This is a genomic window from Kitasatospora sp. NPDC048194, assembly GCF_043202455.1.
In the GTDB taxonomy this organism is placed as follows: Bacteria; Actinomycetota; Actinomycetes; order Streptomycetales; family Streptomycetaceae; genus Kitasatospora.
In genome coordinates this window covers 34,484-60,022 of record NZ_JBIDAK010000007.1, presented here as the reverse complement: position 1 = coordinate 60,022, position 25,539 = coordinate 34,484, and the positions used below count along the sequence as shown (strand labels likewise).

The following is a 25,539-nucleotide window of genomic DNA, read 5'->3' as shown; positions in this document are numbered from 1 at the left end:
CCGCCCCGGCCTTCACCGTGCGTCGCCCGGCCAGCAGGCACGCGACGCTGATGGAGTGAGAGTCAGGCGGCGATGGGGTGCAGGCCGACTGCCGGTCAGTGCGGAGCGCAGGGCGGTTCGGACTCTGGCGGCACCTGCAGTGGCCACGTCCGTGCCCTTGTGTGCCGTGGGGGTTCGGGTGGCCAGGCCCGCGCACGGGCGGCAGATGCCCGGTCGGGGCACCGGGTCGTGGCACTTCGCGCACTCGGAGTACCGGGCCGGTGGCCGTGCAACAGGCCGGGCAGGCGGCATTTTGTGCTCCAGGCGGTAGCGGAGCACGGCGGCCGCCGAGTGCATCGGGGTGGGCAGGCCCGGCAGCAGGGCCTGGGCGAGGTCGCCTGCGGTGCAGCCGCGTGCCAGCCACTGCGCCACCAAGGGTGCCAGTTCCCGTGCTTCGGCCTCGCCCAGGCGCAGTCGCGGCTCGGGGCGGATCACGCGGAACAGGGCGGCGACCGCTTCGCGGATCTCGGGTGCTTCCTCCCCTCCTCTCCGGTCGCTTTCGTCGGCCGGGCTGATGGGGAGGGAGGGTTCTTGCTGCCGGTCCTTTACTACAGGGCTGCCAGCAGGGCCGGTTGCCGCTTCACCGGGCGCCGGACGGGTGGTACCCGGTGGCGCCATGAGGTGCGGGGTGTCGTAGACGTGGGTCTCGGAGCGGATCGTGCCGTCGGGCATGCGGATCTTCTCCACTCGGTAGTACCCGGCCTCGGTCAGCTCCTTCAACGCCTTGCGGATCGCGCCTCGGCCCTGAGGGCTGGTGTCGGCCATGTGCCGGCCGTCCTCGCGCCAGCCGTCGGGGCGGGAGAGGAGGTCCGCGAGCAGGCCCCGGGCGGTATAGCTCAGCCGCCGGTACTGAAGAACGGCGTTGGGAAGCACGGTGAAGTTGCGCACGTGGGCGCTACGATGGACTCGCATCGGGAGTGTCAGCTCCTGTTGCCGGACCCCGGGGTGTTGGTAGCACCGCCGGGGTCGCCTATTTTTCTGTTTGAGCACGGAACGTACCACAACGGCCGAAGGGGCAAGCTCCTTTCAGGAAAGCTCGCCTGATGGATGGTCAGTCTCTGCCGGTTTTCTGATGGAACCGGCCTGTCGGTGTTCGTCGATGAACCGTTCCAGGGTCGGGAAGGTGCCGGTGTCGATCGTGCAGCTCGACTCGTACTGATCAAGTCCCATCCTGAAGAGGGTGCGGCGGTATTGCCACTTGATGTGCTTGTCGTGCCGCGTGGGGTCGGTGGGTCGCATGAGGGCGAGGAAGAAGAAGCACTTGACGAGCAGGAAGCCGCCCAGGTGCTCGCTTACCCGTTGCCCGATCAGGGGTGCGGTGGTCTCGCTGGTGACCGCGTGGAAGCCGAACCAGGTGCGGGGGATGAGCCCCTTCGGCGGCAGCGCCACCGGCTCCGTGTGGCAGAAGATCGACCCGACGATGTTCCTGCGGTCATCCGACGCCACACCGGTGCAAGCGGCGTTTCGCGTCGCCTTCGCGCTGCCGGAAGCGGAGGCGGTGGCGGTCGGCAGCGATGACGCCGAGCACCTGCGAGAACTGTGCGGCGGCTTGAGGCGCGAGATCGACACCAATGTCCTCCGGGCCTACCGGCGGCTTTTACGTCAGTCCGCCTGAAGTTCCTTCATCACCTGCTCGGCCATGGCGCGGGCAGGCCCAAGGCGAGGGTCCTCGGGACACGCGTGGGGCCCGAGGATCTTCGCCGCGACGAACAGCGTCATCAGCTTGCCGTCCCGGCTCGCGAAGTCGGCGCTCCGCTCGATGCGGACGCGATCGGCCAGGGTCGGCGCGGCGAGCGACGCACCCCACAGCGTGGCCGCGTCCAAGCCGCGCGGAGCCATCCCCCAGTCCTCCCAGTCGAAGACGCAGAACTCCGGTGCCGTCACGTTCGCCCAGTTCAGATCGGCGTGCGCCGGACACCATGCGTCCACCGTCGCCTCCACGGCCGGGAACACCCGGTGGATCGTCCGGTTCACCAGTTCCTGGGTGATGGTCTCCGCCTCGGGTGTGGCGATCCGGTTCGTCCGCTGCCGCGCGAGCGCATCGAGCGAGGCGTTCAACTGCCCACCAGCCGGGAGCTAGCTCGGATTCGTCCGCCACGACCGCGGACCCCACCGGTTCGGCAGGCAGGAGCCCCGTTTCGTCGGCTTGCCACATCACCGGCTCGGCCTCGTCCCACCACGCGATGCCGGCCAGCCACACGGGTTTCGCGATGCCGTTCAGCGCCTCGGCTGCGGGCGTCCCATCCCCGCCCTGCACACCGATCCGGTCCAACCCGCGCCGCTCGATCCGCACCCACGTGCCACGGTCGGTGCGGGCGCCTACGGACCGGCGCTTGCGGACCACCGTCGCACGATCGAACCGGGTCGCCAATGCGGCCTCGACCCGCTCCAGCACCTCGTCGACCGGGACCCGGCGCAGATCTGTCATGGGACAACGGTAGCGAGAGCGTGACGCGGGTGGGTGGCTACAGTCGTCGCCGTGAGTGACTCCCAGGTCCACGAAGTCGTGGCTCAACCCCGCACCGCCGCCGGCGTGCTCTTCTTCGACGAGGATGGCCGCGTCCTCCTCGTGAAGCCGACCTACAAGCATGGCTGGGAGATCCCCGGCGGCTACCTCCACGCCGGCGAGACCCCCAGCGAGGGCGCGGCCCGGGAAGTCAAGGAGGAGCTCGGTATCACTCCGCCGATCGGCCGCCTGCTCGTCGCCGACTGGGCACCCCACCCCACCGAGGGCGACAAGCTCCTGTTCGTCTTCGACGGCGGCGTCCTTCCCGGCAGCGAGCTGGACAACATCACCGTCGACCAGGTGGAGACCGGCGAGTACGCCTTCCACACCACGGACCAGCTCGACGAACTGCTCATCCCGCGCCTCGCGCGCCGCGTCCACGCCGCCTGCGTGGCCAGGACTCAGTCCGAGACCGTTTACCTGGAGCACGGAGCGACCCGTATGTAGGGCCATGCCACACCGTGCATTCCAGCTGTCTTGCCCCCTGGAGGAGCACAGTGACACAGCAGGCTGCGGAGGAACGCCCGGGCATTGCCGCCGCGATCGTGGTCCAGGAGGGCCGCGTTCTGATGGTGCGGCGACGGGTCAGTGAGGGCCAGCTCTCCTGGCAGTTTCCGGCGGGCGAGGTCGAGGCGGGCGAGTCGCCCGAGGAGGCGGCTGTCCGCGAGACGGCGGAGGAGACCGGGCTGGTCGTGGCCGCGGTCAAGCTGCTGGGCGAGCGGATGCATCCGAAGACTCGTCGGTTGATGTCGTACACGGCCTGCGAAGTCGTCAGCGGTGCCGCCGAGGTGGTGGACACGGACGAGCTGGATGCCCTGGCGTGGGTGGCTCTCGCCGAGATTCCCGAGTACGTGCCGTACGGGCTCTTCGAGCCGGTGCAGGCGTACTTGGACATCGTGCTGAGTTCCTGACCGGCTGGCTCTACGGGCGGCACCCTGAGGGCCGTCCGTAGAGCCAGCCGTCACAGCAGCACGCGGCGAGGCCGGGGGCGGGCACCCGCCGGGAGGCGGGTGGGGGGTGGATGGTGGGGAACGGCGCGTCATCTGCTCGACGAAGCAGATGACGCGCGGGTGTTCACCCGGTGGTGGAAGTGCCGCTGCCCGGGACTTCCGAAGGGAAGTCGCGGGCAGCGGCGTATGCCGTACGGGGTCAGGCCGCGCGCTTGGGCTTGCGGGCGACGGCGAGGGCCAGGGCGGCGCAGAGGGCGGCGGCGACGGTGGCGAAGCCGCTGATGGCGGGGAGGAGGCCGTAGCTCTTGACCAGGGCGCCGACGATGACGATGGGGAGGGAGCTGCCGAGGTAGACGATCACCCACAGGGCGCTCAGCTCGGAGCCCCGGCGTTCCGGGTTCATGGCGGCGACGGCGCTGGTGAAGAGGGAGCGGAAGGCCACGCCCTGGCAGGCGCCGCCGAGGACGCTGCCGATGAACAGCAGGGCGGGCGTACCGGTGTACCCGGCGGCGACCACCAGGCCCAGGCCGGCGGCCAGGCCGGTCATGCCGAGGGCTATCACCAGGCGGTCCGCGGTGGGCGGGACGATCAGCTGGGCGGCGGCCGAGGAGCCGAGCAGCAGGGCGGCCACGATCGCACCGGTCAGGTGCGAGGGGGTGTGCAGCAGCTTGGCGGAGAACGCCGGGGCCAGGCTGAGGTAGACGCCGAACACCGCGTAGGAGACGAAGCCGGCGGAGGCGGCGAGCAGGAACTCGCGGCGGCCGGTGCGCGGCAGCCGCAGGCGCTGCGGGCGCAGGTGGGCCGGGGTGGTGATGCGGGGCGGCGACGCCGGCGGGCGGCTGCGGCCGGGCATCCGGGGGTGGACGACGGCCAGCGGGACGCAGAGCGCGAGCAGGGCGATGGCGTGCAGGAGGAAGGGCGTCAGCAGGGGGTCGGAGCCGCCGGCCAGCAGGGCGCCGACGACGGGGCCGAGCGCGACGCCGCCCGCCGAGCAGGCCAGGGTGAGCTTGGCGGCGAGCGTCGGGTGGTCCGGCAGCAGGTCGCCGAGGGCGGCTCCGGCGGCACCGGTGGACAGGCCGACGGCTATGCCCTGGACGGCTCGACCGAGGGCGAGCTGCCAGAAGCTGCCGGCGGTGGCGAACACGACGTCGCCGGCGGCGGCCAGGGCCACGGCGGGCAGGATCAGGGCGCGCCGGCCGAGGTGGTCGGACCAGTGGCCGACCACGGCCAGCACCGGGACGAGCGCGAACACGTAGACCGTGAAGAGGATCGTGGTGTCGAGCGCGGTCAGGCCGAGGCGCTGCTGGATCATCGGGTAGATCGGCGTCGCCAGGTTGGCGCCGATCAGCATCAGCAGCAGGGCGGCCGAGACCAGGCCGACGCGGACTCCGCGCATCGCGTTCCAGCGGCTGATCGCGGCGAGCTGGAGCTGGGCACGCGGCGCGAGCTCCAGGGGAAGCAGGGCCTCCGACAGTCGGCGTCCGTCGAGCTGCGCGGTGCGCAGGCCGGAGCCGGCGGGGGAGAGGTCCGCCATTGAGGGGTCTCCTGTGGCAGGGCACCACCCGGGGTCGGCGGGGTGTGCCGGCGCGCCCGTCCGGAGGCGCTGTGGTGGTGGCCGCGGTGCGGGCTCCCTGGTGGAGCGGGTGAGCTGAGGAACGGGGGCTTCGTTGCCCCACGGCCCGCGCGGGGTTGTGCACGGTGCCAAAGCGAAGGATAAGGCGTAGGCGCACGGAAACGCCGCGCGCCCCCGTGCACGCCCCCGGAGGCCGGGCACCGGGGGTGCCCGGCCTATACGCTGAGGAGGTAGATCGGTACGCGGAGCTGTTCTAGCTGACCGCTGGCTGAGGGAGAGCACACGACGATGGCCGGACGACGTCGGAAGAACGCCGGGGCTTCGGCGGCAGAGGGTACGGCCGAGGCCGTGCTGCCCGCCGACATGGAGCTCCAGGATCTCTACGGGGCGTTCGCCGCGCACGGTCTGGACGACGAGGACCTCGACGACGCGGCCGTCCTGGTGCCGCCGGTCAAGCTGCCCGCCGAGGAGGAGCTGGCCGCGCAGGCGAAGGCCGTCCCGATGTTCGGCTACGCGCTGGCGCTGGCGCGCTGGGCCGCCCCGCACCGCACGGTGGACGAGTTCGGCGACCTGGTCGAGGAGGACCGCGCCCCCGCGGCGCGGCTGCTGGGGCTGGCCCCGGCCGAGGGCGAGGTGCCGGAGGAGGCCGAGGTCGAGGCGCTGCGGGCCTGGTCGCTGGCCTGCGACCTGGACCTGGTGGAGCTGGGGACGACCGCGGCCAGGGAGCACGTCGCCGTCCCCGGGCCTGACCTGGAGCCCGCCGAGCAGGGGGACCCTGACACCGTCCTGGAGCTGTGGCTGACCGCCGCCGGGATCGTTCGGGAGCTGGCCGTGGAGGCGGACTCGCTGCCCGAGGGGCCCGAGGGGCCCGAGGGGCCCGAGGGATCCGAAGGGCCCGGAGAGCCCCGGGAGGCCGAGGAGCCGGGGCGGGCGGCGAGCGGGAGGGCCCCGTCGGAGGCGGTCCCGGAGGAGGACGAGGACGAGGACGGCCTGAACGAGGTCGAGGAGGCCCGCGACGCCGCCGCCGAACTGCTCGACGAGGCGTTGCAGGTGCTGTACGAGACCACGGCCTTCGCCGAGCCCGGCAACGAGACGGTGCCGCTGGGTGTGCTGGCCGCGCTGCTGGTGGTGCCCGAGGGCGAGGAACCGAGCGAGGAACTGCTCGGCGACATCACCGACGTGATGGTGGCGCTGGACCCGATGCTCGGCGACCTCGCCGAGCTGGGCCTGCTGGAGTACCGCCCGATCGACCCGGAGCTGTTCGACGAGGAGGAGGGCGAGGAGCCCGCCGTCGTCGGTGAGGAGCCGCTGGACGAGGAGGAGTCGGCCCGCTTCGGGCTGGTCCGGCTCACCCCGCTCGGCCAGTACGGGATCCGGCAGTGGCTGCTGGAGGACGGCTACGACGCGCCGCTGGTCGGTGAGCTGGCCCAGGGCGACGCGGCGGAGCTGCTGCGCGGGGTGTGCGAGTCGGCCAACGTGCTGCCGGAGGAGGAGCTGAGGGTCTGGGTGGCCGGCCGGGAGCCGGTCGGGGCGGCCCGCGAGCTGCTGGCGGCGGCGCGCGGCGACGACGGGTACGGGCCGCTGCGCCGGATGCTGTGCGTCTCGGCGCTCAACCTGCTGGGGCCGAGCGCCGAGCCCGCCGTCCGGGAGGTGCTGGACGACCCGGAGCTGGGCGGTTCGGCGCGGGCCTGGCTGTCCACGCAGGGCGCCTCGGACGTGCCGGCGCCCTCGCGGGCGATGGCGCTGTGGACGGTGGTCGACACCTTCGCCGCCCAGCTGCTGGACAACGGCGGCGACGCCGAGCTGCTGCGCGAACTGATCACCGACCTGCCGGTGAACGGCGATCCGGTGGAGTGGTTCGGCGAGTTGTGGCGGGTCGACCACCCGTACACGGCGGACGTCCTGGAGGCGATCGGCGAGCTGCACCCGGACCGGGCGCTGGCCAAGGAGGCGCGCAAGGCGGCCTTCAAGGCTCGGTCCCGGGGGTAGCGGACCGGGGCGGACCGCCCGGGAGGGCCGGAGGGTCCGTGGTCGGGAAGCCCGGGGAAGGCCCGGGGCTGCTACGGGAGGTCCAGCGAGCCGTCCTCGGTGAAGGGGAAGAACGGGTTGTGGGCCAGCTCCCACAGGTGCCCGTCCGGGTCCTCGAAGTAGCCGGAGTAGCCGCCCCAGCTGGTCGGGACCGGCGGCTTGACCACGACGGCGCCGGCTTCGACCGCCGTCCGCAGCGCGGCGTCCACCAGCGCGGGGGACTCCAGGTTCACCGCGAGGGTGACGCCGCGGAAGGAGGGCTCGCCGGTGGCGGGCACGCCCGCGTCGGCGGCCAGCTCCTCGGTGGGGAAGAGGCCCAGCACGGAGTCGGCGGTGCGGAACCAGACGATCTCCGGGCTGGAGGCGGCACTGCGCTTCCAGCCGAGGCTCTCGTAGAAGCGGGCGCTGCGGTCGAGGTCGGACACCCCGAGGGTGACGATGCTGATCCGGGCGGGGAAGCCGGGCTGTCCCGGGCTGCTCTGTTCCGGTGTGCTCTGTTCGGTCATGCGGCCAGCGTAGGGAGGGCGGCTGACAACCCGGGCGTCTGACACGGCCGCCCGCCCGGCCACCGGCGCCCGGCCCCCCGCTCGCCTGCCGGGCCGGCCTCCCGCTCGCCTGCCATGCCGGCCACCCGCCCGACGGCCGGTCGGCCACCGCCCCGGCATGGTGGCCGAGCTGATGACCCGGCAGCTCCCGGCACGTAAGGTGGCGTCAGCGGTGCGGGCGCGAGGACTCGGGGGTGCGGCAGAGGATGGTGCGGGAGAGCGGCGGAAGGCCCCAGGAGTGCAACGGTGGCAGGTCCGGCCGGACCCGGCTGGGCGGGCAGGATCGTTTCGCCGACCAGGAGGAGTTCTCCCGCCGGACCCTGGCCGCGCTCGACTTCCCCGTCTACGGCGTGACCGCCGGGCCGGCCCGCTGCGGCGAGGCGCTGGCCGCCTTCGAGACCTGCGGTGGCGACCTGCGCTGGGTCGAGGTGCAGTGCGGCGACTGGAGCTCCGTCGCCGGCCCGTACGTGACCGTGCGCACCTACCGCCCCGGGGCCGAGCAGGGGGAGCCGCTGCCCGAGCTGGAGGATGTGGTCGAGGACGAGCGCGACCGGGTCTACGAGCAGTTGGGCGTCGACGAGGGCGACGGCCCGGGCCGGGTACGGGCGTTGCGCGAGTGGATCACCGTGGACGGCGAGCCCTGCGCGGTGGAGGTGCACGAGGACCGGCCGGTGGCGCCGGTGGGAACGGAACCGGCCCGGCCGGTGTGGGCCGGGCGGCTGAGGGTCGGCGGGCTGACCGTCACGGTGTGCGGGCGCGGGGTGGACCCGGGCGGTGTGGAGCTCGGCGTGATCGCCGACTTCGAGCGCTACCTGGTCGGGCGCACCGACCTGCTGCGTGACCTCGCCGCCCGGCGGGCCCGGTCCGTGCCGGTCGAGGAGCGCGAACTGCCCGCGGTGATCGGGCTGGAGGCGCACCGGGAGCTGATCGCGCAGAGCATCGCGGAGACCGCCGCGATCGAGGCGCAGGTGCGGGCCGGGCGGACGCCGAGGCTGCCGCGCGGGCTGCGCGGGGAGGCCTGCGCGGTGCGCTGGGAGGCGGCGGTGCGCCAGCAGATGCGGCTCGCCACCGAGACGCGGGAGGAGGCGGCGGCGGCGGTGACCTCGATGGTCAACCACCTCAACCGGCTCTCCCAGCAGACGCACTGGCTGATCGGCACGCCGGCCGGGGAGGCGGCCGTGGAGGAGGTCGTGCGGTACACGGTGTTCGCCAGCGCCGTGGCGAGCCTGCCGGCGCAGCGGGCCTGGGAGCAGCTGTGGCGGGAGCGGCCGGGCGGCGGCGGGGCCGGGGTCTGGGAGGAGCACCGGCTGGCCGAGCAGCTGTGGCTGTCGGCCTGGGAGCAGTGGCGGGCGGCTCGGGGCTGACGGACGGGGGCCGGCCGGGCGGGTCGGGGCCGACCGCTGGGTCAAGGTCGATCGGTGGGTCAACGCTGACCTGTGGGTCAAGGCTGACCGGGTCGGCCGGGCCGGGGCTGACGGGCGGGCCCGGCGCGCGAGCCGACACCGGTCGGAGTAAAGCGCTGGTCATGCGTAGGTCATCGGTTGGCAAATGGCCGCCTGTGCGCGACGTGGGCGTCACGCCGGGTTCACCCCTGCGGCGGAGTCTGCTGGGCGTCGACGACCCGCCTCGACGCCCGTCCACCCCTCAGGAGTTGCTGCCATGTCGCTGTCCCGCCGGGACTTCGTCAACCGTTCCACCCTCGTCGGGGCCGGCGTGCTGATCGCCGGCAGTGCCGAGGTGCTGGCCAGTGCCCCCGGCGCGATCGCCGCCCCGGTCGGCGGCGAGCTGCCGGCCGCCGGTGCCGCCGGTGCAGCCGGGACCAACGCGGCGGGCGGCGCCGCGATCGGCTACGGCGCGCTGGTGCCGGACCCTGCCGGGTTGCTGTCGCTGCCGAAGGGCTTCTCGTACCGGGTGCTCAACCGCGCCGGTCGGACCCGGCTGCGCACCGGCGAGTTCACCCCGAGCAACCACGACGGCACCTCCGCCTTCGAGGACGAGCACGGCGGCAACCTGATGGTGGTCAACCACGAGCTGTCCGGCGCCCGGGCCAACTGGCCGTACCCGGTGCCCCTGACCGAGGGGCACGTCTACGACCCGGGCGCGGCCGGCGGCTGCACCATCGTGCACGCCAAGCGGGACGGCTCGGTCGAGCAGTGGGTCGGCATCGCCGGCACCGCCACCAACTGCGCGGGCGGCGTCACCCCGTGGGGCACCTGGCTGTCCGGCGAGGAGACCGAGGACAGGGCGGGCAAGAACGGCTTCACCAAGGACCACGGCTACGTCTTCGAGGTCGACCCCTTCGACGACGACTACAACCGCGACCCGCAGCCGGTGAAGGCCTTCGGCCGCTACGCCCACGAGGCCGTGGTGGTGGACCCGAAGCGCGGCCACGTGTACCTGACCGAGGACGCCTCCAACCCCAACGGCCTGCTGTTCCGCTGGACCCCGCCGGCCGGCTTCCGGCACGGCCGCCACCAGCTGCGGCGGCTCGCCCCGGACGCCGGGACGCTGGAGGCCTTCAAGGTCTTCGACTCGCACGGCAAGCTCGTCGACGACCTCTCCCGGGCCACCGAGGTCGGCACCGTGTACGGCGTGGACTGGGTCAAGGTCCAGGACCGCGACGCCCGGACCGTCTCGGTGCGCAAGCAGTTCAAGGACGGCGAGGTGACCCGGGCCCGCAAGCTGGAGGGCATGTGGTGGGGTGACGGCGGCTTCTACTTCGTCTCCAGCTACGCCCGTTCGGAGAGCCCCCGGCAGCACGACGGCCAGGTCTGGCTCTACCACCCGGCCCGCCGCACCATCACCCTGAAGGTGCTGCTGGGCGTCAACTCCGACGTGTGGGGCGACCACGACAACTTCGACGGCCCGGACAACATCACCGTCTCGCCGTACGGCGGCATCGTGATCGCCGAGGACGGCGAGGGCGTCTCGCACCTGTTCGGCGCCACCGAGGACGGGCTGGTCTACCCGATCGCCCGCAACGAGCTGAACATCGGCACCACCGAGAAGCCGGAGTTCAGCGAGTTCACCGGGGTGACCTTCTCGGACGACGGCCGGACGCTGTTCGCCAACATCCAGACGCCGGGCATCCAGCTGGCGATCACCGGACCGTGGCGCCGGCTGAACGAGCACAGGCGCGGCCAGGGCTACGGCGCGTGAGGCGACCGGCGTCCCCGGACCGTTGAGCCCCGGACCGTCCGTCAGTCCCGGTCCGTCCGTCAGTCCCGGTCCGTCCGTCCGTCAGGCTGCCCGTGGACTACTCGTCCGCGGGCAGCCTCAGTTGCAGCATCGCCAGCAGCCGCTGCTGCGGCTGGGCGAGGTCGATGCCGGTGAGCTGCTCGGCGCGGCGCACCCGGTAGCGCAGGGTGTTGGGGTGGATGTGCAGGGCGTCGGCGGCGACCCGCACCTCGCCGAGCGCGTCCAGCCAGGCGAGCACGGACTCGGCGAGCCGGGTGCCGTGCCGGCGGTCGTACGCGGTGAGCGCGGTCAGCCGCGGGTCGCGCAGGCCGGTGCGGTCCTGGAGCAGTGCCAGCATCTCGCTGACCAGCACCTCGGCCTGGACGTCGATCAGGGCCGCGACGTCGAGGTCCACCCCGCCGCGGCCCATCGCGTCCAGGATGCGGTCCGCCTGGGCGCGGGAGTCGGGCACGTGGGACAGGCCGTCGACGGTCGCGCCGATCGCGGCGCGCAGCGGGACGCCGAGGTGTTCCCGGGCGGCCGCGACCACCTCGGCCGCCCAGTCCCGCACGGTGGCCATCGCCAGGCCGGGCGGGAGCTCGGGCAGCAGCACGTAGACCCGGGACTCGATCGGGGCGAGCAGGGCGGTGCGGTGCCGGGCCGCGGTGTGCACCGAGATCAGGCCGGTGACGTCGGAGCGGTGCAGTGCCTCGGTGGTGTGCGCGCCGTACGCCAGCACGGTGGCCGGGCGGCGCAGGTCCAGGCCCAGGTGGGTGGCCAGCGACTGGGGGCCGGTGGAGCCCTCCAGCAGGCCGGTCAGCAGAGTCTGGGTGAGCCGGACGTCGGCCGACAACTCGCGGCGGCGGCGCACCAGTTGGGCCGCGGCCACCCGGGCGGCGCCGACCAGGGCCTGCTCCGCGTGCGGAGCCAGCGGCTGGGCGCCCTCCTGCACCCAGATGGTGCCCAGCGGCTGGGAGCCGGCCCGGATGCCGATCGCGAGCCGGCGGCGCAGCCCGAGCTCGGGGTGCGGCTCGACCGCGATCGGGGCGTCCGAGGTGCGCAGGTGCTGGAAGATGCCCCACTCGCGCAGCTTGGACAGGTACGGCTCCGGGCCCTGCCAGCCGAGGATGGACAGCCGCCGCAGGTCGTCGACCTCGTCGGAGTCGGAGGAGCGGGAGTAGGCGAGCACCCGGCTGGAGGTGTCCTCGATCGAGACGATGCCGTTGGTGAGCACGGCGACGGTCTGGGCGAGGGAGAAGAGGTCGCCGGCGTTGGGCTCGGGGGCGCCGGGCGCGTCCGGGGCGTCCGGGCCGGCGATGATCGCGCGGGCCAGCGAGTCCAGGTGCTCCCAGCGCGTCTCCCGGCGCACCGACAGCAGGGCGACGCCCGCGTCGGTGGCGGCCTCGCGCAGGGCGTCGGCCTGGCCGGGGCCGTCCAGCTTGACGGCGACGGCCGCCGCACCGGCCCGGCCGGCGGCGCGCAGGGCGGGGAGGGCGGCGCGACCCCGGGCGCCGATCGCGAGGACGAGTTCACCGGGGGCGGCGGTGGGCGGGTCCTCCGGGTCCAGGATCGCGACGTCGCGGACGGGCACGTCCAAGCCCTGTGGTGCGGCCTGGAGTTCGACGAGCGGTTCGCCCAGCGACATCAGCAGTCCGCGGAGCGGGAGACCGGGGGTGGTCACTCCGGGCCCTCCTTCATCCGCTCGGACAACGCCGTGTGGTTGATTTTAGCCGGGCGGACAGAGCTGTGGTCCGTTACTCGCAAATAGTTGACTCTGACTATTCAGGGATGGATAGTCGATACTGACCAAGAGATGAGGACGTCTCGTGGCGAAGCGACGCAAGGTGTCGAACCCGCTGGCCCTGGCAGTCCTGGCCGAACTCCTGGCCGAGCCGCTGCACCCGTACGAGATGGGGCGCCGACTCAAGGAGCACGGCAAGGACCGCGACATCAAGTACAACCGCAGCTCGCTGTACATGGTCGTGGAGCAGCTGCGGAAGGCCGGGTTCGTCGCCGAGCAGGAGACCCTCCGCGACACCCAGCGGCCCGAGCGCACCGTCTACGCCATCACGGCGGAAGGAAAGGCGGAGCTCTACGACTGGATGCGCGAACTGGTCGCCGAACCGCAGCACGAGTACCCCGCGTTCGGGGTCTCGCTGTCGCTGCTCATGGTGCTCCCGCCGGCCGAGGCCGTGGAACTCCTGGAGCAGCGGCGGGCCGCGCTGACCGCCCAGGTGGCGGCCACCAGGGCGACGCTGCGCAAGGCCACCGAGGAGGGCGTCGGCTGGATCTTCCTGATCGAGGAGGAGTACCGGGTCGGCGGACTGGAGGCCGAGATCGCCTTCGTCGAGCGCCTCGTCCCACAGCTCCGGGAGCCGGACTTCGTCCGCTCCTGGTACGAAGAGTTCGGGAGTCTGCAGTGAGTGCACCGCGTACGTCCAAGAAGGCGCTGGTCATCGGTGGCGGCATCGCCGGCCCGGTGACGGCGCTCGCCCTGCGCAAGGCCGGCATCGAGGCCGAGGTCTTCGAGGCCTACCGGACCTCCGCCGAGGGCATCGGCGGCACGTTCATGATCGCCCCCAACGGGCTCGGGGCGCTCGCCCTCCTCGGCCTCGAGGCGGAGGTCGGCCGGATCGGGCAGCCCGTCGGCCCGATGGTCATCGAGGACGGCAAGGGCGGCGTGCTGGCCGAGTTCGCCGGCCTCGCTGACCTGCCGCGCGGCCGGCTGATGCGCCGCGCCGAACTGTACGAGGTGCTGCAACGGCGGCTCGCCGAGACCGGCATCGCGATCCACCACGGCAAGCGGCTGGTCGGCGTCGAGGAGGGCCCCGACGGCATCACCGCCCGGTTCGCCGACGGCAGCAGCGCCGCGGGCGACCTGCTGATCGGCGCCGACGGCACCGGCTCCACCGTCCGCACCCTGATCGACCCGGCCGCACCCGCCGCCCAGTACACCGGACTGCTCGGCATCGGCGGGTACAGCTCCCACCGGCTGCCCGGCCGGGCCGGCCGGGGCGAGTCCGTGCACTTCGCCAACGGCTCCCGTGCCTTTTTCGGCTACTGGGGCCTGGCCGACGGCAGCGGGACCGCCTGGTTCAGCAACATCCCGCAGCCCCAGCAGCTCTCCCCGGAGGCGGCCCGTGCCGTCGGAGCGGCGGAGTGGCTGCGGCGCTGCCGGGAGCTGCATGCCGAGGACCTGCCCGCCCGCGACGTGCTCCGGGCGGCCGACCCGGCGACCGTCGAGATCTTCCCGAAGCTGGAGATCATGCCCTCCGTGCCGCACTGGTACCGCGGCCGGATGGTCCTGGTCGGTGACTCGGTGCACGCCCCCTCCAACAGCTCCGGCCAGGGCGTCTCGCTGGCCGTCGAGAGCGCCGTCGAACTCGCCCGCTGCCTGCGCGACCTGCCCGACCACACCGCCGCCTTCGCCGCGTACGAGGCGCTGCGCCGGCCGCGGGTCGAGAAGATCGCCGCCGACGCGGCGCGCACCAACAGCCAGAAGGCCTCCGGGGCGGTCGGGCGGATGGTCTTCCGGCTGCTCGCGCCGATCGCCATGCGGATCTTCATGAGCCCGGAGAAGATGCTCCGGCCGGTGCACGGCTACCGGATCGACTGGGAGCAGCGGGTGGCGCCGGTGCGGGTGCCGGGGACCGGGGCGGGGCGGCACGGGCGGCCCGCCTGAGCCGGGTGCGCGGTCGATCCTTCGTCAGGGGTTCCCAGGCGAGGCGGTCGTGACCGCGACGTGACCGGTTTCGTCGGCGCGGACAACGCCGTACGGGGGAATTTAGCCGCCCGGCCAATCATGTGGCCGGGCGGGCAGGAATAGCGTTCGTGCTGTGGCCGGTGTGCGACCCGCGCCGGCAATCCCCCCGCACTGAACGAAGGAGAGCGTGCGCTCTATGGACGCTGTGACCCAGGTCCCCGCGCCGGTGAACGAGCCGGTCCACAGCTACGCCCCCGGCAGCCCGGAACGGGCCCGTCTGGAGGCCAAGCTGAAGGAGCTGGGCGGCCAGGAGCCGGTCCAGCTGACCATGACGATCAACGGTGAGCGCCGGATGGGCGGCGGCACCGAGATCCACGTCGTCCAGCCGCACAACCACGCGGCTCGACTCGGGACCCTGCGCAACGCCACCCAGGCCGACGCGCAGGACGCCATCGACGCTGCCCTGGCCGCGGCCCCGGCCTGGCAGGCGCTCTCCTTCGACTCCCGCGCCGCGATCTTCCTCAAGGCCGCCGACCTGCTGGCCGGCCCCTGGCGCGAGACCCTGGCCGCCGCCACCATGCTCGGCCAGTCCAAGACCGCCCAGCAGGCCGAGATCGACACCCCCTGCGAGCTGGTCGACTTCCTGCGCTTCAACGTGCACTTCGCCCGCCAGATCATGGCCGAGCAGCCGATCTCCTCGGACGGCGTGTGGAACCGCAGCGACCACCGCCCGCTGGAGGGCTTCGTCTACGCGATCACGCCGTTCAACTTCACCGCGATCGCCGGCAACCTGCCGACCGCGCCCGCGCTGATGGGCAACGTCGTGCTGTGGAAGCCGTCCCCGACCCAGCAGTTCTCCGCGCACCTGCTGATGCAGCTGCTGGAGGAGGCCGGCCTGCCCAAGGGCGTCATCAACATGGTCACCGGCGACGGCCTGGACGTCTCCGCCGTGGCGCTCAAGCACCCGGCGCTGGCCGGCATCCACTTCACCGGCTCCACCGCCACCTTCCAGCACCTGTGGCGCGAGGTCGGCAACAACATCTCGCAGTACCGCACCTACCCGCGGATCGTCGGCGAGACCGGCGGCAAGGACTTCCTGGTCGCCCACCCGTCGGCCGACCCGAAGGTCCTGAAGACCGCGATGACCCGCGGCGCCTTCGAGTTCCAGGGCCAGAAGTGCTCGGCGCTGTCGCGGGCCTACGTGCCGGCGTCGCTGTGGGCCGGTCTGAAGGACGAGTTCGCCGCCGAGGTCGACGGCCTCACCATGGGCGACGTCACCGACCTGTCCAACTTCATGTCCGCGGTCATCGACGAGCGCGCCTTCGCCAAGAACAAGGCCGCCATCGACCGCGCCCAGGCGGACCCGCAGGTCGAGGTCCTGGCCGGCGGCACCTACGACGACTCCGTCGGCTACTTCGTCCGCCCGACCGTCCTGGTCTGCCAGGACCCGGCGAGCGAGTACTTCAAGGACGAGTACTTCGGCCCGATCCTGGCCGTGTACGTCTACGAGGACGAGAAGTACGACGAGATGCTGGCCCAGATGGAGTCGGTCTCGGCGTACGGCCTGACCGGCTCGATCATCGCCCAGGACCGCGCGGCCGTCGAGCACGCGATGGAGAAGCTGCGCTTCGCGGCCGGCAACTTCTACATCAACGACAAGCCCACCGGTGCCGTCGTCGGCCAGCAGCCCTTCGGCGGCGGCCGGGCCTCCGGCACCAACGACAAGGCCGGTGCCAAGCAGAACCTGGCGCGCTGGACGTCGACCCGCTCCATCAAGGAGACCTTCGTGCCTCCGACGGACTACCGCTACCCGCACATGGGCTGACCAGCCCTGCGCATGGGCTGACCCGCTACCCGCACGCGGGTCGACCAGCCCTGCTGCCCGCCAACCGGTTCGCCCGTAGCCGCCGGTCACCCGCGACGCCCGGTCCCGCAGCCGGGTGTCGCCCCCGCCGGGGCGGCGGTTCCACCCCCGTACCGCCGCCCCGGCCCTCTTTCTGCCACCCTTGGAAACACCAGCTCCAGGAGTCACGATGCTCCGTTCCGTCCTTCTCGCGGCCTCACGGTCCCCGCAGGTCCGCACCGTGGTCGAGAAGTTCCCCCCGACCCACGCCATAGTCGAGCGCTTCGTCGCCGGTGAGGCCCTCGACGACGCCGTCACCGCCTGCGACGACCTGGTCGCCACCGGCCGCAAGGTCACCCTGGACCACCTCGGCGAGGACACCCGGGACGCCGCCCAGGCAGCCGGCACCGCGGAGGCCTACGAGCACCTGCTCAAGGCCCTCAAGGAGACCGGCCTCGCGGCCGGCGCCGAGGTGTCCGTCAAGCTGTCGGCCGTCGGCCAGTTCCTCCCGGTGGACGGCGAGAAGATCGCGCTGGAGAACGCCCGCCGCATCTGCGAGGCCGCCGCCGACGCCGGCACCACGGTGACCCTCGACATGGAGGACCACACCACCACCGACTCCACCCTCGCCATCGCGCGCGAGCTGCGGGCGGACTTCCCCTGGCTGGGCATCGTGCTCCAGGCCTACCTGCGCCGCACCGAGGCCGACTGCCGGGAGTTCTCCGGCGCCGGCTCGCGCGTGCGACTGTGCAAGGGCGCCTACAAGGAGCCCGAGTCGGTCGCCTTCCAGGGCAAGCAGGAGGTCGACCTCGCGTACGTCCGCGCGCTCAAGATCCTGATGGCCGGCGAGGGCTACCCGATGATCGCCTCGCACGACCCCAACATGATCAAGATCGCCGGCCAGCTGGCCGAGTGGAACAACCGCACCCGGGACTCCTTCGAGTACCAGATGCTGTACGGCATCCGCCCCGAGGAGCAGCTGCGCCTCGCCGGCGAGGGCAACACCATGCGGGTCTACCTCCCGTACGGCCAGGAGTGGTACGGCTACTTCATGCGCCGCCTCGCCGAGCGCCCGGCCAACCTCACCTTCTTCCTGCGCGCCATGGCCACCCGCAACTAGCGCGCCCCGCATGCCGAACGGCTCGCACCCCCTGTGTGGGAGGGGGTGCGGGCCGTTTCGTGCTTCCTACAGGAAGTCCTTCGTGTCCGAGTCGCACGCGAACGGGGCGGGGATGGCCCTCCAGCAGGATGTCGGCCTGCGACGGCGGGTCCGCGATCGGTCGGCCATGCGCTGCAGCACTCACGATGCCCCTCTCTTCACACGGGCGGCACGCTGTTCGTCGCCGGGTCGGATCGTGCAGCGCACGGTGGAGTTTCACTCGGTGGTGTGAGTCCAGGGCTCGGTTAGGATTCCGGCGCTGGTCAACTGGGGTTTCGACAGGAGGAGTTGGGATGCTCAAGGAGTTCGCGGGGCTGTCCACGGCGGTGGTGGCGGACGCGTGTGTGCGGGTCGGGGTGGCGTTGCGGGCGGCGCCGGTGGGGGTCGGTGCGGTGGTGCCCGGGGCGCGGGTGGCGGGGCGGGTGCTGCCGGTGCGGCACTACGGGAGCGTGGACGTGTTCCTGGAGGCGTACGGGGCGGCGCGGGACGGGGACGTGCTGGTGATCGACAACGGCGGGCGGACGGACGAGGCCTGCATCGGGGACCTCGCCGTGCTGGAGGCGCGGGCCGCCGGGGTGGCCGGGATCGTGGTGTGGGGGCTGCACCGGGACACCCGGGAGTTGCTGGAGATCGGGCTGCCGGTGTTCAGCTACGGCGCGCTGCCGCTGGGGCCGATGCGCCTGGACGGGCGGGAGCCGGAGGCGCTGGTGTCGGCGCGGGTCGGGCCGCACCTGGTGGGCACCGAGGACGTGGTGTTCGCGGACGGGGACGGCGTGGTGTTCGTACCGGCCGACCGGGTCGGGGAGGTGCTGGAGGCGGCCGAGGGCATCGCCCGGACCGAGCGGGCCCAGGCCGAACGGATCACGGCCGGGGACACGCTGCGCCGGCAGACCGCCTTCGATGACTACCTGGAGCGGCGCGCCGCCGACCCGGCGTACAGCTTCCGGCAGCACCTGCGGCGGGTCGGCGGGGCGATCGAGGAGTGAGCCGCCCCTACAGCGGCCGGTACATGACGTGCAGGCCGACGTAGCCCTCGACCGGGTGGTGGAAGGCCTCCGGGACGGTCCCGACGATCTCGAAGCCGAGGGAGCGGTAGAGGTTCACGGCGTGGTGGTTGGTGGCCACGACCGCGTTGAACTGCATGGCGCGGAAGCCGGCCCGGCGGGCCCAGTCGAGGCTGTCCTCGACCAGGGCCCGCCCGATGCCCCGGCCGTGGTGAGCCGGATCGACCAGGTAGCTGGCGCTGGCCACGTGCGAGCCGTTGCCGGGGCGGTTGCGGTTCATGGTGGCGGTGCCGACGACCCGCCCCTCGGCGTCCACCGCGACGACCGTGCGGTCGGGGGCGGAGTGCATCCACCACTGCCGGCCCGTCTCCGAGTCCCTGTCGAGGGGGTACGGGAAGGTCTCGCCGGCGGCGACGACGGAGCGGAAGAACGGCCAGATGGCCGGCCAGTCCTCGGGAGTGGCTTCGCGAAGGAGCATCCGTCCAGGATGATCGCGGAAGGGGTGGGCGGGCCACCGGTTTTCCGCCCTCGGCCGGGCCCCGTGCGGCGGCTTCGGGGCGCCCGGCCCGCTGCCGGGCCGCCGCCGGTCAGCGGTCGGCCCGCCACCGCTCAGCCGCCGAGGACGGCGGTCCTGACCCGGGCGGCGGCGAAGGCCTGGCCCCGGGCGTTGGGATGCACCAGGGCGTACCTGAGCGGGATGATGCTGGTCAACACGCCGTCCAGCCAGTGGTCGGCGTCGCAGACGCTGTGTCCGGCGGAATCGGCGTAGAGGTCCACGAAGGTGCCGCCCCGGGCGGTGGTCTCCTGGGCGATGAGGGCGTTGAGCGGCTCCAGGACGGCGGCGCGGGCCCAGGCGAGGTCGCCGGTGGTGACGGTGGAGAACTGCAGGAGGTCGCCGTAGGTGCAGAGGGCGGCGTTCTCGGGGACGAGGTGGGGGTAGCCGACGGAGACGATGCGGGCGGCCGGCGCCTTCGTCCGCAGCGTGCCGAGCATGGCCGAGTAGTGGGTGCGCAGCTCCGCGAGCAGGCCCGGCAGCCGGGGGTCGTACTCGTCCTTGCAGGGCGTGCCCCGGTTGAGGCTGGTGGCGCCCAGCATGATGCAGTCCTTCAGGATCCCGGCGAAGCCGAGGTCGTTGCCGCCGACCCCGACGGTGATCACGTCGGTGTCCGGGCCGACCGCGTCGGCCTGGGGCGGGACGGCCGGGTAGGGGGCGTCGGGGTCGGTGCCGAGCGGCGGGAGCGGGCGGCCGGACGGGCTCTGCTTGTTCGCGGACACGTCCAGGACGGTGGCGCCGCTGCAACTGACGTTGCGCAGGCTGACCCGGGAGCCGAGGTCGCGCCGGAGCACCTCGGGGTAGGACCCGGTGGTGCGGCCGCAGCCGTCCGCGGGCGCGGTCAGCTCACCGGTGGCCTCGATCACCCCCGCGGTGTAGGAGTCGCCGAGGGCGGCCCAGGTGAGGGTGCCGGAGCGGGATGCCGGGCCGCCGACGGCTTGGGAGGCGGCGGCCAGGGAGGCGGTGGGGGTGGTCAGGCCGGCCGCGAGTGCGAGGGCGGTGCCGGCGACGGCGAGGCGGGACAGGAAGCGTGGCACGGTCTCTCCTCAGCGGGTGCGGGGGAGAGTGAGGTTCACCCCCCTGAGAATCAATCGAGTCGATTCGTGGACGACTTGATGCCTCGGAGGGGTGAATCCAGGTTCGGTGCCGGGGCGTTGCCGGTCAGATCAGCGCGGCGGAGGGCTCGATCATCGCCCGGGCGGTCTTGCCGTCGACGTACTCGCCGAGCGCCGTCATCTCCCACTCGCCGGAGGCGCGGCGGACCAGCTTGCACATCACCACGCCGGTGCGGGGCTCGGAGTGGGTGAGGTCGAAGCGGACCAGTTCCTCGTCGCTCCGGGCGTCCACCAGGCGGCAGTAGGCGTCCCGCACCTCGGTGAACTTCTGGCCGGAGAAGGAGTTGACCACGAAGACCAGCGCGTGGACCTCGGCCGGGAGCCCCTCCAGGTGGACGGTGATCGCCTCGTCGTCGCCGCCCTCGCCGCCGACCAGGTTGTCGCCGGAGTGGGCGACCGCGCCGTCGAAGATGTTCAGCTTCATGAACCAGGCCGTCTCCAGCCGCTTGCGCTGGGCGTCGAAGGCCAGGCACGAGGCGTCCAGGTCGATGTCGCGACCGCGGGCGGCGGACTTCCAGCCGAGGGCCATCCGGACGGAGGACAGGAAGGGGCGGCCGTTCTTCACCAGGGAGACGGAGCTGCCCTTGACCAGGTTGACCCGGCCCTTGTCCAGGGTGATCTTGGGGCGGTCGGCCGGGGTCGGCGGGGCGGCGGGTGCCGCGGGCGGGGCCGGCGGGGCGGGCGGGGCGCCGACCAGGGCGATCCGCGGGTCGACCGGCGGGACCGGGGCCGCGGGCGGGGCGGCCGGGACGGGCGGGAGCGGCGGCTCGGCCGGGGGGTTGAACTGAACGGTCGGGGCGCTCGGCGGGTACGGCGCGCTCGGCGGGACGGGAGCCTGGTTCGGCGCGCTCGGCGGGGCCGAGGTGGGGGCCGGGGCGGGGGCCGGAGCCGGCGCCGGGGTGTGGGGCGCGGGGGCGGGTGAGTCGTCCACGCTGACGCCGAAGTCGGTGGCGATGCCCGCCAGGCCGTCGGCGTACCCCTGGCCGACGGCGCGCACCTTCCAGGCCCCGCCGCGCCGGTAGACCTCCACCACGATCAGGGCGGTCTCCCGGCCCAGCCGGGGCGGGGTGAAGGTGACCAGGACGGTGCCCGTGTCGGCGTCCCGGACGGTCGCGGTGGGCTCGATCCCGGCGAAGGTGGAGGTCTGGTCGGCCGGGCTCGCGGTGACCACGATCTTGCTGATGTCGGCGGGGACGGCCGGGGTGTCGACGGTGATCGCGTCCGGCGCTCCGGCGGCCGCCGGGCGGAGGGTGACGCCGGGGCCGTTCGGGGCGTTGAAGAAGACGAAGTCGGCGTCCGAGCGGACCTTGCCGGCGTCGGTCAGCAGCAGGCCGGAGACGTCCAGCGCCTTGGGCGCGGTGACCTCGACGGTCACCCGCGCGGCGGTCAGCGGTGCGTTGCCGCCTTGGGTCAGGACGGTGGACACGGACTCCTCCTCGGGTGCGGAACGACGGCCGGGGCCGGGGGCCGGTGGGGCCTCCGGTCCGGGTGCTGCACACAGTAACGAACGAGGGTGCGGGGATGCGCCCGACGGGAGCCGAGCTGTCCGGTCGCCGGAGGTCCGGTGTGCCGACGGCGGGTCAGCTGGCCCGCGCTGTGGCCCGATCGGCCCGTCGGGCGGTGAGCTGTGGACGGCGGCCGGCGGCCGCCGGCCGGTCAGCGGGGCGCGTGGGCCGGCGGTCGGTCAGCGGGGCGCGTGGGCCGGCGGCTGGGCGGGCTGCGGCAGCAGTGGGCCGAAGCCGCCAAGCGCGGCGACCGCCCGGGGGTGGTCGATGCCGAAGGCGGCGGCGTTCCAGCCCTGCGGCGGGGCCGACGTGCGCACCTGGCCGACCGGGCCGGCCGGGCGCGCGCCGTGGACGGCGAAGCCGTAGCGGCCGGGCTGGACGTCCGTCCCCGGTGGGGTGGTGAAGCGGTAGACCAGGGTGCCGCGCTCCTGCTGGACGGTCACCACGGCGCCCGGCAGGTCGGTCCAGGCGGTGCCGCTGCCGGGGGACAACTCGCCCGGAGCGAGCCGGAGTTCAGCTTGCAGGGCGGTGACCCGTTCGGTCACCGAGAGCTCCAGCGCGTGCCGGAGGCCGTCGCGCCCGAGCGGGGTGACCCGGCCGGTGCCGGTCAGGGCCTGGTCCGCCTCCGTGTCGGTGGGGTCGGCGGGGGCGGGGGTGCTGCCGGTGGGGGTGCTGCCGGGGGCGGGGGTGGCGCCGGGGGCGGGGGCGCCGCCGGTGGGTGTGGCGCCGGGGCCCGGGGAGGTGCCGTCGTGGGCGCCCCCGAGGGCGGCCCCCACGCCTCCGAGGTCGCCCGGGACCAGGGCGGACGGCGGCGGCAGCGGGCTGCCGGGAGCGGGCTGGGCGGACGGGCCGGGGGTGACCGGCCGCAGCCCGGGCAGGTGCGGCGCCTGCGCGGTTCCCACCTGGGCGCCGCCCGCCGGCGCACCGCCGGTCTGGGCGCCGCCCGCCTGGCCGCCGTCCGCCGGCGCGCCGCCCGCCGGGCCGTACGGGGCCGTCGGCGGCTGCGCCGAGGGCGAGGGGCCGGCCGGAGTGTCCGCGCCCGCCCCGGTGTTCGCGGCGGGGACGTCGGCGGAGGACCGGGGCTCGCGCCCGGCCGAGGCCTGCCCGTCGGCGGAGGCCTGCCCGCCGGTCGAGGGCTCGACCCGGGCAGAGGCGCCCGCCGGAGGCTTGGCGGAGGTCCCGGTGGCGGCGGCGTTCGCGGGAGCGGACGGGTGCGCCGAGGGGCGCCCGGTGGGCCTGGTGCCGGGCGCGCGGTCGGAGGGCGCGGGGCTGGCCGGTGTCCGTTCGGCGGCCGCCTCGGCCTGGTCGGTGGTGCCGGGGGTGGGCGGCGGGGTGGTGCCGACCCGGGCCACGCCGGCCCGCCGGCCGATGCCCTGCTGTTCGTTGAGCAGGAGGGTGGTGGCGATGCTGATGCCCACGACGGTGGACATCGCCATCGCGGCGCCGGAGAAGCGCAGGGTGGGCAACCGGAACCGGCCGCCGAACGGGCGCGGCCGTCCGTGCCGTCCGTGCCGTCCGGGCTCGTGCCGCACGTCCCGCGCGGTGTCCTCGCGCGCAGCCAACCGGACCCCTCCCTCCCCGAAGTCGCCGTCGCGTCGGCCGTATTCTCCCACGCACGTGCCGCCGGGCCCGGATCCGACCGGTTCGCACCGGTTCCGCCGCCGCCCCGCGTCGGGAGGGGGAGAGCGTACCAGCGGGCGGCCGCACTGCGGACAGGATCCATCCACTTCGTGGACACCCGTTCGACAGACGGAAGTTGACGGTCCGTCTGACAAGGTCAGGTAAGGGGTGAGCGGTGCGGACGGGGGTTATTGCAACCCCCTTGCAACCCTTGCCCGTCCGGTCGCCGGTGGCGCAGGCTGATGGCATCCCGCGCCGTTCCCGGAGAGTCCGTCATGCCGCCCGACCCGCTGTCCGCAGCCTCCAGTGCCCCCCTCGCCGCCACCCCCACGGGCGGCGATGGGGGCGGCTCCACCGCCGCTCCGGCGGCGGTGGAGGAGGTGCTGGTGCTGCGGATCTCCCTGGGCGAGGAAGTGGTCGGCGAGGTGCACACCCGGTTCCGCTTCGACGCCTCGCGCCCGTACGAGGTGCTGCTGACCTTCCACCAGGGGCGGCCGGACGAGGCGGACTGGGTGTTCTCCCGCGACCTGCTGCGCGACGGCCTGCGCTCGCTCAGCGGCCAGGGCGACGTCAAGCTGTGGCCGGCCTACTGCCCGTGCCACGGCTCGACGTTGCACCTCGCGCTCGAATCCCCGCACGGCAGCGCCCTGTTGGAGGCCTCCAAGCCCCGCGTCCAGGACTGGCTGGACCGCACCTACGCACTGGTCTCCGCCGATCAGGAGCGGGAGTGCGGCCCCACCGACGACCAGCTGGCCGCACTGCTCGCGGGCGGCTGAGCGCCGACCGCACCGCGCCCAGCGGAGCGCTGGGAGGGCAGCGGCGCCGGGGCTCCCGGCAGCCGGACGGTGCCCGCCGCGAGCTCGGCGCGCAGTCGGCGCACCGCCGGGGCGGTGGAGGAGGGCAACAGGTCGTACGGGTCCTCCGGACCGTCCACGGTGACCAGCACCGAGTCGGCGAACCGGTACGGCCGGTGGGCCAGCAGCCCGCCCAGGTAGCGGCGCAGCCGGGACAGTTCGGCCCGGACCGTCACCGTCCGCCGCGCGTCGCCGAACAGCGCCTCGGCGAGCTGGGCGGCCGTGCTGCCCTCGCGCGAGGTGGCCAGCAGGAGCAGCAGTTCGGCGTGGCGCGGGCTCACCGGGTGCGACCAGCTGTCGGCCGCGCCCCGTACGGACAGTTCGGCGCGGTCCGGGCGGCGCAGGTCGAGCCGGAGCCGGGCGCCCTCGGCCTGTTCGGCGCCGACGGTGCCGGAGCCGTCCTCCTCGGGCGGGCGGACGGGACGCACCAGCCAACCGCCCGCGAGCGGCTCCAGCACGCACTCGCCGAGCCCGGGCACCCACTGCACGGCCGCCGGCGCCCAGCCCTCGCTGGGCACCCGCACCCGGCTGGGCGGCGGCAGCCCGGCCGCGGCGGCGGTCCAGCCGGCCGCGTCCACCACCAGGGCCGGGCCGCCGACCCGTGCGAGCAGCGGGGCGGCCAGGCTGCGCAGCTGGTTCAGCGCCTCCAGCCGGTGGGCGCGCAGCTCGGTCTCGGCGAGCCGGGCGGCCGTCGCGGTGAGCTGGAGCAGGAACGGGCGGACGTTGTGGGCCGGGCCGCTGAGGTTGATCGCGCCGACCAGCCGTCCGGTGGCCGGGTCGTGCACGGGCGCGGCCACGCAGGTCCAGGTGTGGTGGCTGCGCAGGTAGTGCTCGGCCGAGTGGACGTGCATCGGGCGCTGGGTGCGCAGCGCGACGGCGATGCCGTTGGTGCCGACGCTCTCCTCGGTCCAGCGGGCGCCGGTGACGAAGCCGATCCGGTCGGCGCTGCGGCGCAGCCCGCGCTCGCCGTCCTGCCACAGCACGTGGCCCTCGGCGTCGGCGACGGCGAGGATCAGCGGGGCCGGCTCGGCCGATCCGAGCAGGGTCTCGCGCAGCAGCGGCATGACGGTGCCCAGCCCGCTGGCGCGGCGGCGCTGCTCCAGCTCGGCCGGCCCGAGCAGCACGGTGGCCGCGCCGGCGTCGGGGTCGAGGCCGAGGCGTTGCAGCCGGGCCCAGGAGTCGCCGATCTCGGGGCGGGGGCCGATCGGGCCGGGCCCGCCCACCTCGCGGAAGGGGAGCTCGCGGGCGGCGGCGTCGGCGAGGGCGCGTTCGTGGACCCTGGCCAGTTCCGCCGCGGTCGGCGGGGTGCGGCGCTCTGGTCGTCGGGACTGCCGTCCGGTCTGCCGCACTCGCGTTGCTCCTCGC

Annotated in this window: 22 protein-coding genes and 1 pseudogene; 12 read left to right on the top strand and 11 right to left on the bottom strand. The window is 73.9% G+C overall.

Translation table 11 applies throughout. The annotated features are described in order from the left end of the window. Positions 1-12: 12 nt before the first annotated feature. The gene (locus tag ACGF07_RS11705) at positions 13-927 is read right to left on the bottom strand and encodes a hypothetical protein (RefSeq protein WP_392897511.1); all 915 of its coding nucleotides are present in this window, start codon (positions 925-927) and stop codon (positions 13-15) included. A gap of 138 nt (positions 928-1,065) precedes the next feature. After that, positions 1,066-1,428, bottom strand: coding sequence for a hypothetical protein (locus ACGF07_RS11700; protein ID WP_392897509.1), 363 nt, complete (start codon positions 1,426-1,428; stop codon positions 1,066-1,068). Here ACGF07_RS11700 and ACGF07_RS11695 point away from each other — a divergent pair. Next, positions 1,403-1,654 (top strand): hypothetical protein, encoded by a 252-nt coding sequence (locus ACGF07_RS11695; protein ID WP_392897507.1) that lies wholly within the window; start codon positions 1,403-1,405, stop codon positions 1,652-1,654. The genes ACGF07_RS11700 and ACGF07_RS11695 overlap by 26 nt on opposite strands. Here ACGF07_RS11695 and ACGF07_RS11690 read toward each other — a convergent pair. Next, positions 1,642-2,474: pseudogene (locus ACGF07_RS11690) on the bottom strand (hypothetical protein). The gene ACGF07_RS11695 and the pseudogene ACGF07_RS11690 overlap by 13 nt on opposite strands. A gap of 44 nt (positions 2,475-2,518) precedes the next feature. On the opposite strand from ACGF07_RS11690, the gene ACGF07_RS11685 reads away from it, so the two are divergent. Together ACGF07_RS11685 and ACGF07_RS11680 are read left to right on the top strand one after the other, a co-directional pair. Then, positions 2,519-2,992 (top strand): NUDIX domain-containing protein, encoded by a 474-nt coding sequence (locus tag ACGF07_RS11685; RefSeq protein ID WP_392897505.1) that lies wholly within the window; start codon positions 2,519-2,521, stop codon positions 2,990-2,992. A gap of 50 nt (positions 2,993-3,042) precedes the next feature. After that, positions 3,043-3,456 carry an NUDIX hydrolase gene (locus tag ACGF07_RS11680; RefSeq protein ID WP_392897503.1) on the top strand — a complete coding sequence of 138 codons (414 nt, stop codon included), beginning with the start codon at positions 3,043-3,045 and terminating at the stop codon, positions 3,454-3,456. Between the two features lie 238 nt (positions 3,457-3,694). Here ACGF07_RS11680 and ACGF07_RS11675 read toward each other — a convergent pair whose 3' ends face one another. After that, complete coding sequence (locus ACGF07_RS11675; protein ID WP_392897502.1) at positions 3,695-5,029, bottom strand: MFS transporter; 1,335 nt, start codon at positions 5,027-5,029, stop codon at positions 3,695-3,697. Positions 5,030-5,356: 327 nt separating this feature from the next. On the opposite strand from ACGF07_RS11675, the gene ACGF07_RS11670 reads away from it, so the two are divergent. After that, on the top strand, positions 5,357-7,057 hold the full coding sequence (locus ACGF07_RS11670) for a hypothetical protein (protein ID WP_392897500.1): 1,701 nt from the start codon (positions 5,357-5,359) through the stop codon (positions 7,055-7,057). A gap of 71 nt (positions 7,058-7,128) precedes the next feature. Here the strand turns inward: ACGF07_RS11670 and ACGF07_RS11665 are convergent, their stop codons facing one another. Further along, complete coding sequence (locus ACGF07_RS11665; RefSeq protein WP_350743018.1) at positions 7,129-7,602, bottom strand: VOC family protein; 474 nt, start codon at positions 7,600-7,602, stop codon at positions 7,129-7,131. Positions 7,603-7,835: 233 nt separating this feature from the next. Here ACGF07_RS11665 and ACGF07_RS11660 point away from each other — a divergent pair, with 233 nt between their 5' ends. Together ACGF07_RS11660 and ACGF07_RS11655 are read left to right on the top strand one after the other, a co-directional pair. Beyond that, the gene (locus tag ACGF07_RS11660; protein WP_392897498.1) at positions 7,836-9,005 is read left to right on the top strand and encodes a hypothetical protein; all 1,170 of its coding nucleotides are present in this window, start codon (positions 7,836-7,838) and stop codon (positions 9,003-9,005) included. 295 nt (positions 9,006-9,300) lie between these two features. Then, complete coding sequence (locus tag ACGF07_RS11655; RefSeq protein WP_392897496.1) at positions 9,301-10,800, top strand: alkaline phosphatase PhoX; 1,500 nt, start codon at positions 9,301-9,303, stop codon at positions 10,798-10,800. Positions 10,801-10,897: 97 nt separating this feature from the next. On the opposite strand, the gene ACGF07_RS11650 is transcribed toward ACGF07_RS11655, so the two are convergent. Further along, positions 10,898-12,499, bottom strand: a complete 1,602-nt coding sequence (locus tag ACGF07_RS11650; RefSeq protein ID WP_392897494.1) for a PucR family transcriptional regulator — start codon at positions 12,497-12,499, stop codon at positions 10,898-10,900. A gap of 145 nt (positions 12,500-12,644) precedes the next feature. On the opposite strand from ACGF07_RS11650, the gene ACGF07_RS11645 reads away from it, so the two are divergent. From ACGF07_RS11645 to ACGF07_RS11625, 5 genes are all read left to right on the top strand, one after another. After that, positions 12,645-13,241 carry a PadR family transcriptional regulator gene (locus tag ACGF07_RS11645; RefSeq protein ID WP_350743026.1) on the top strand — a complete coding sequence of 199 codons (597 nt, stop codon included), beginning with the start codon at positions 12,645-12,647 and terminating at the stop codon, positions 13,239-13,241. After that, positions 13,238-14,500: an FAD-dependent oxidoreductase gene (locus ACGF07_RS11640; RefSeq protein WP_392897492.1), complete on the top strand. Its 1,263-nt coding sequence runs from the start codon at positions 13,238-13,240 to the stop codon at positions 14,498-14,500. Before ACGF07_RS11645 ends, ACGF07_RS11640 begins: the two co-directional genes overlap by 4 nt. 217 nt (positions 14,501-14,717) lie before the next feature. Further along, a complete protein-coding gene (pruA, locus tag ACGF07_RS11635) occupies positions 14,718-16,346 on the top strand; it encodes an L-glutamate gamma-semialdehyde dehydrogenase (protein ID WP_350743030.1) in 1,629 nt (542 codons plus the stop codon). 208 nt (positions 16,347-16,554) lie between these two features. Further along, complete coding sequence (locus ACGF07_RS11630) at positions 16,555-17,484, top strand: proline dehydrogenase family protein (RefSeq protein WP_350743032.1); 930 nt, start codon at positions 16,555-16,557, stop codon at positions 17,482-17,484. Positions 17,485-17,816: 332 nt separating this feature from the next. After that, positions 17,817-18,509, top strand: a complete 693-nt coding sequence (locus ACGF07_RS11625) for an RraA family protein (protein WP_350743036.1) — start codon at positions 17,817-17,819, stop codon at positions 18,507-18,509. A 7-nt stretch (positions 18,510-18,516) separates the two neighbouring features. Here the strand turns inward: ACGF07_RS11625 and ACGF07_RS11620 are convergent, their stop codons facing one another. The 4 genes from ACGF07_RS11620 to ACGF07_RS11605 form a co-directional block, all read right to left on the bottom strand. Beyond that, complete coding sequence (locus ACGF07_RS11620; RefSeq protein WP_392897490.1) at positions 18,517-19,005, bottom strand: GNAT family N-acetyltransferase; 489 nt, start codon at positions 19,003-19,005, stop codon at positions 18,517-18,519. Between the two features lie 131 nt (positions 19,006-19,136). Further along, the gene (locus ACGF07_RS11615) at positions 19,137-20,117 is read right to left on the bottom strand and encodes an SGNH/GDSL hydrolase family protein (protein WP_392897488.1); all 981 of its coding nucleotides are present in this window, start codon (positions 20,115-20,117) and stop codon (positions 19,137-19,139) included. A gap of 124 nt (positions 20,118-20,241) precedes the next feature. Further along, positions 20,242-21,609 (bottom strand): TerD family protein, encoded by a 1,368-nt coding sequence (locus ACGF07_RS11610; RefSeq protein WP_392897754.1) that lies wholly within the window; start codon positions 21,607-21,609, stop codon positions 20,242-20,244. A 270-nt stretch (positions 21,610-21,879) separates the two neighbouring features. Next, complete coding sequence (locus ACGF07_RS11605) at positions 21,880-23,262, bottom strand: hypothetical protein (RefSeq protein WP_392897486.1); 1,383 nt, start codon at positions 23,260-23,262, stop codon at positions 21,880-21,882. 333 nt (positions 23,263-23,595) lie between these two features. On the opposite strand from ACGF07_RS11605, the gene ACGF07_RS11600 reads away from it, so the two are divergent. After that, positions 23,596-24,096 carry an SsgA family sporulation/cell division regulator gene (locus ACGF07_RS11600; RefSeq protein WP_350743044.1) on the top strand — a complete coding sequence of 167 codons (501 nt, stop codon included), beginning with the start codon at positions 23,596-23,598 and terminating at the stop codon, positions 24,094-24,096. Here the strand turns inward: ACGF07_RS11600 and ACGF07_RS11595 are convergent. Beyond that, entirely contained in the window at positions 24,036-25,523 is a 1,488-nt protein-coding gene (locus tag ACGF07_RS11595; protein ID WP_350743046.1) for a GAF domain-containing protein, read from the bottom strand. The genes ACGF07_RS11600 and ACGF07_RS11595 overlap by 61 nt on opposite strands. Between the last annotated feature and the right edge of the window lie 16 nt (positions 25,524-25,539).

Excerpts from the sequence above, each read along its gene's own strand:
- ACGF07_RS11695 (WP_392897507.1), top strand. The coding sequence starts at position 1,403 with ATGAGCCCCTTCGGCGGCAGCGCCACCGGCTCCGTGTGGCAGAAGATC.
- ACGF07_RS11675 (WP_392897502.1), bottom strand. The coding sequence starts at position 5,029 with ATGGCGGACCTCTCCCCCGCCGGCTCCGGCCTGCGCACCGCGCAGCTC.
- ACGF07_RS11670 (WP_392897500.1), top strand. The coding sequence starts at position 5,357 with ATGGCCGGACGACGTCGGAAGAACGCCGGGGCTTCGGCGGCAGAGGGT.
- ACGF07_RS11665 (WP_350743018.1), bottom strand. The coding sequence starts at position 7,602 with ATGACCGAACAGAGCACACCGGAACAGAGCAGCCCGGGACAGCCCGGC.
- ACGF07_RS11655 (WP_392897496.1), top strand. The coding sequence starts at position 9,301 with ATGTCGCTGTCCCGCCGGGACTTCGTCAACCGTTCCACCCTCGTCGGG.
- pruA (WP_350743030.1), top strand. The coding sequence starts at position 14,718 with ATGGACGCTGTGACCCAGGTCCCCGCGCCGGTGAACGAGCCGGTCCAC.
- ACGF07_RS11630 (WP_350743032.1), top strand. The coding sequence starts at position 16,555 with ATGCTCCGTTCCGTCCTTCTCGCGGCCTCACGGTCCCCGCAGGTCCGC.
- ACGF07_RS11625 (WP_350743036.1), top strand. The coding sequence starts at position 17,817 with ATGCTCAAGGAGTTCGCGGGGCTGTCCACGGCGGTGGTGGCGGACGCG.
- ACGF07_RS11620 (WP_392897490.1), bottom strand. The coding sequence starts at position 19,005 with ATGCTCCTTCGCGAAGCCACTCCCGAGGACTGGCCGGCCATCTGGCCG.
- ACGF07_RS11600 (WP_350743044.1), top strand. The coding sequence starts at position 23,596 with ATGCCGCCCGACCCGCTGTCCGCAGCCTCCAGTGCCCCCCTCGCCGCC.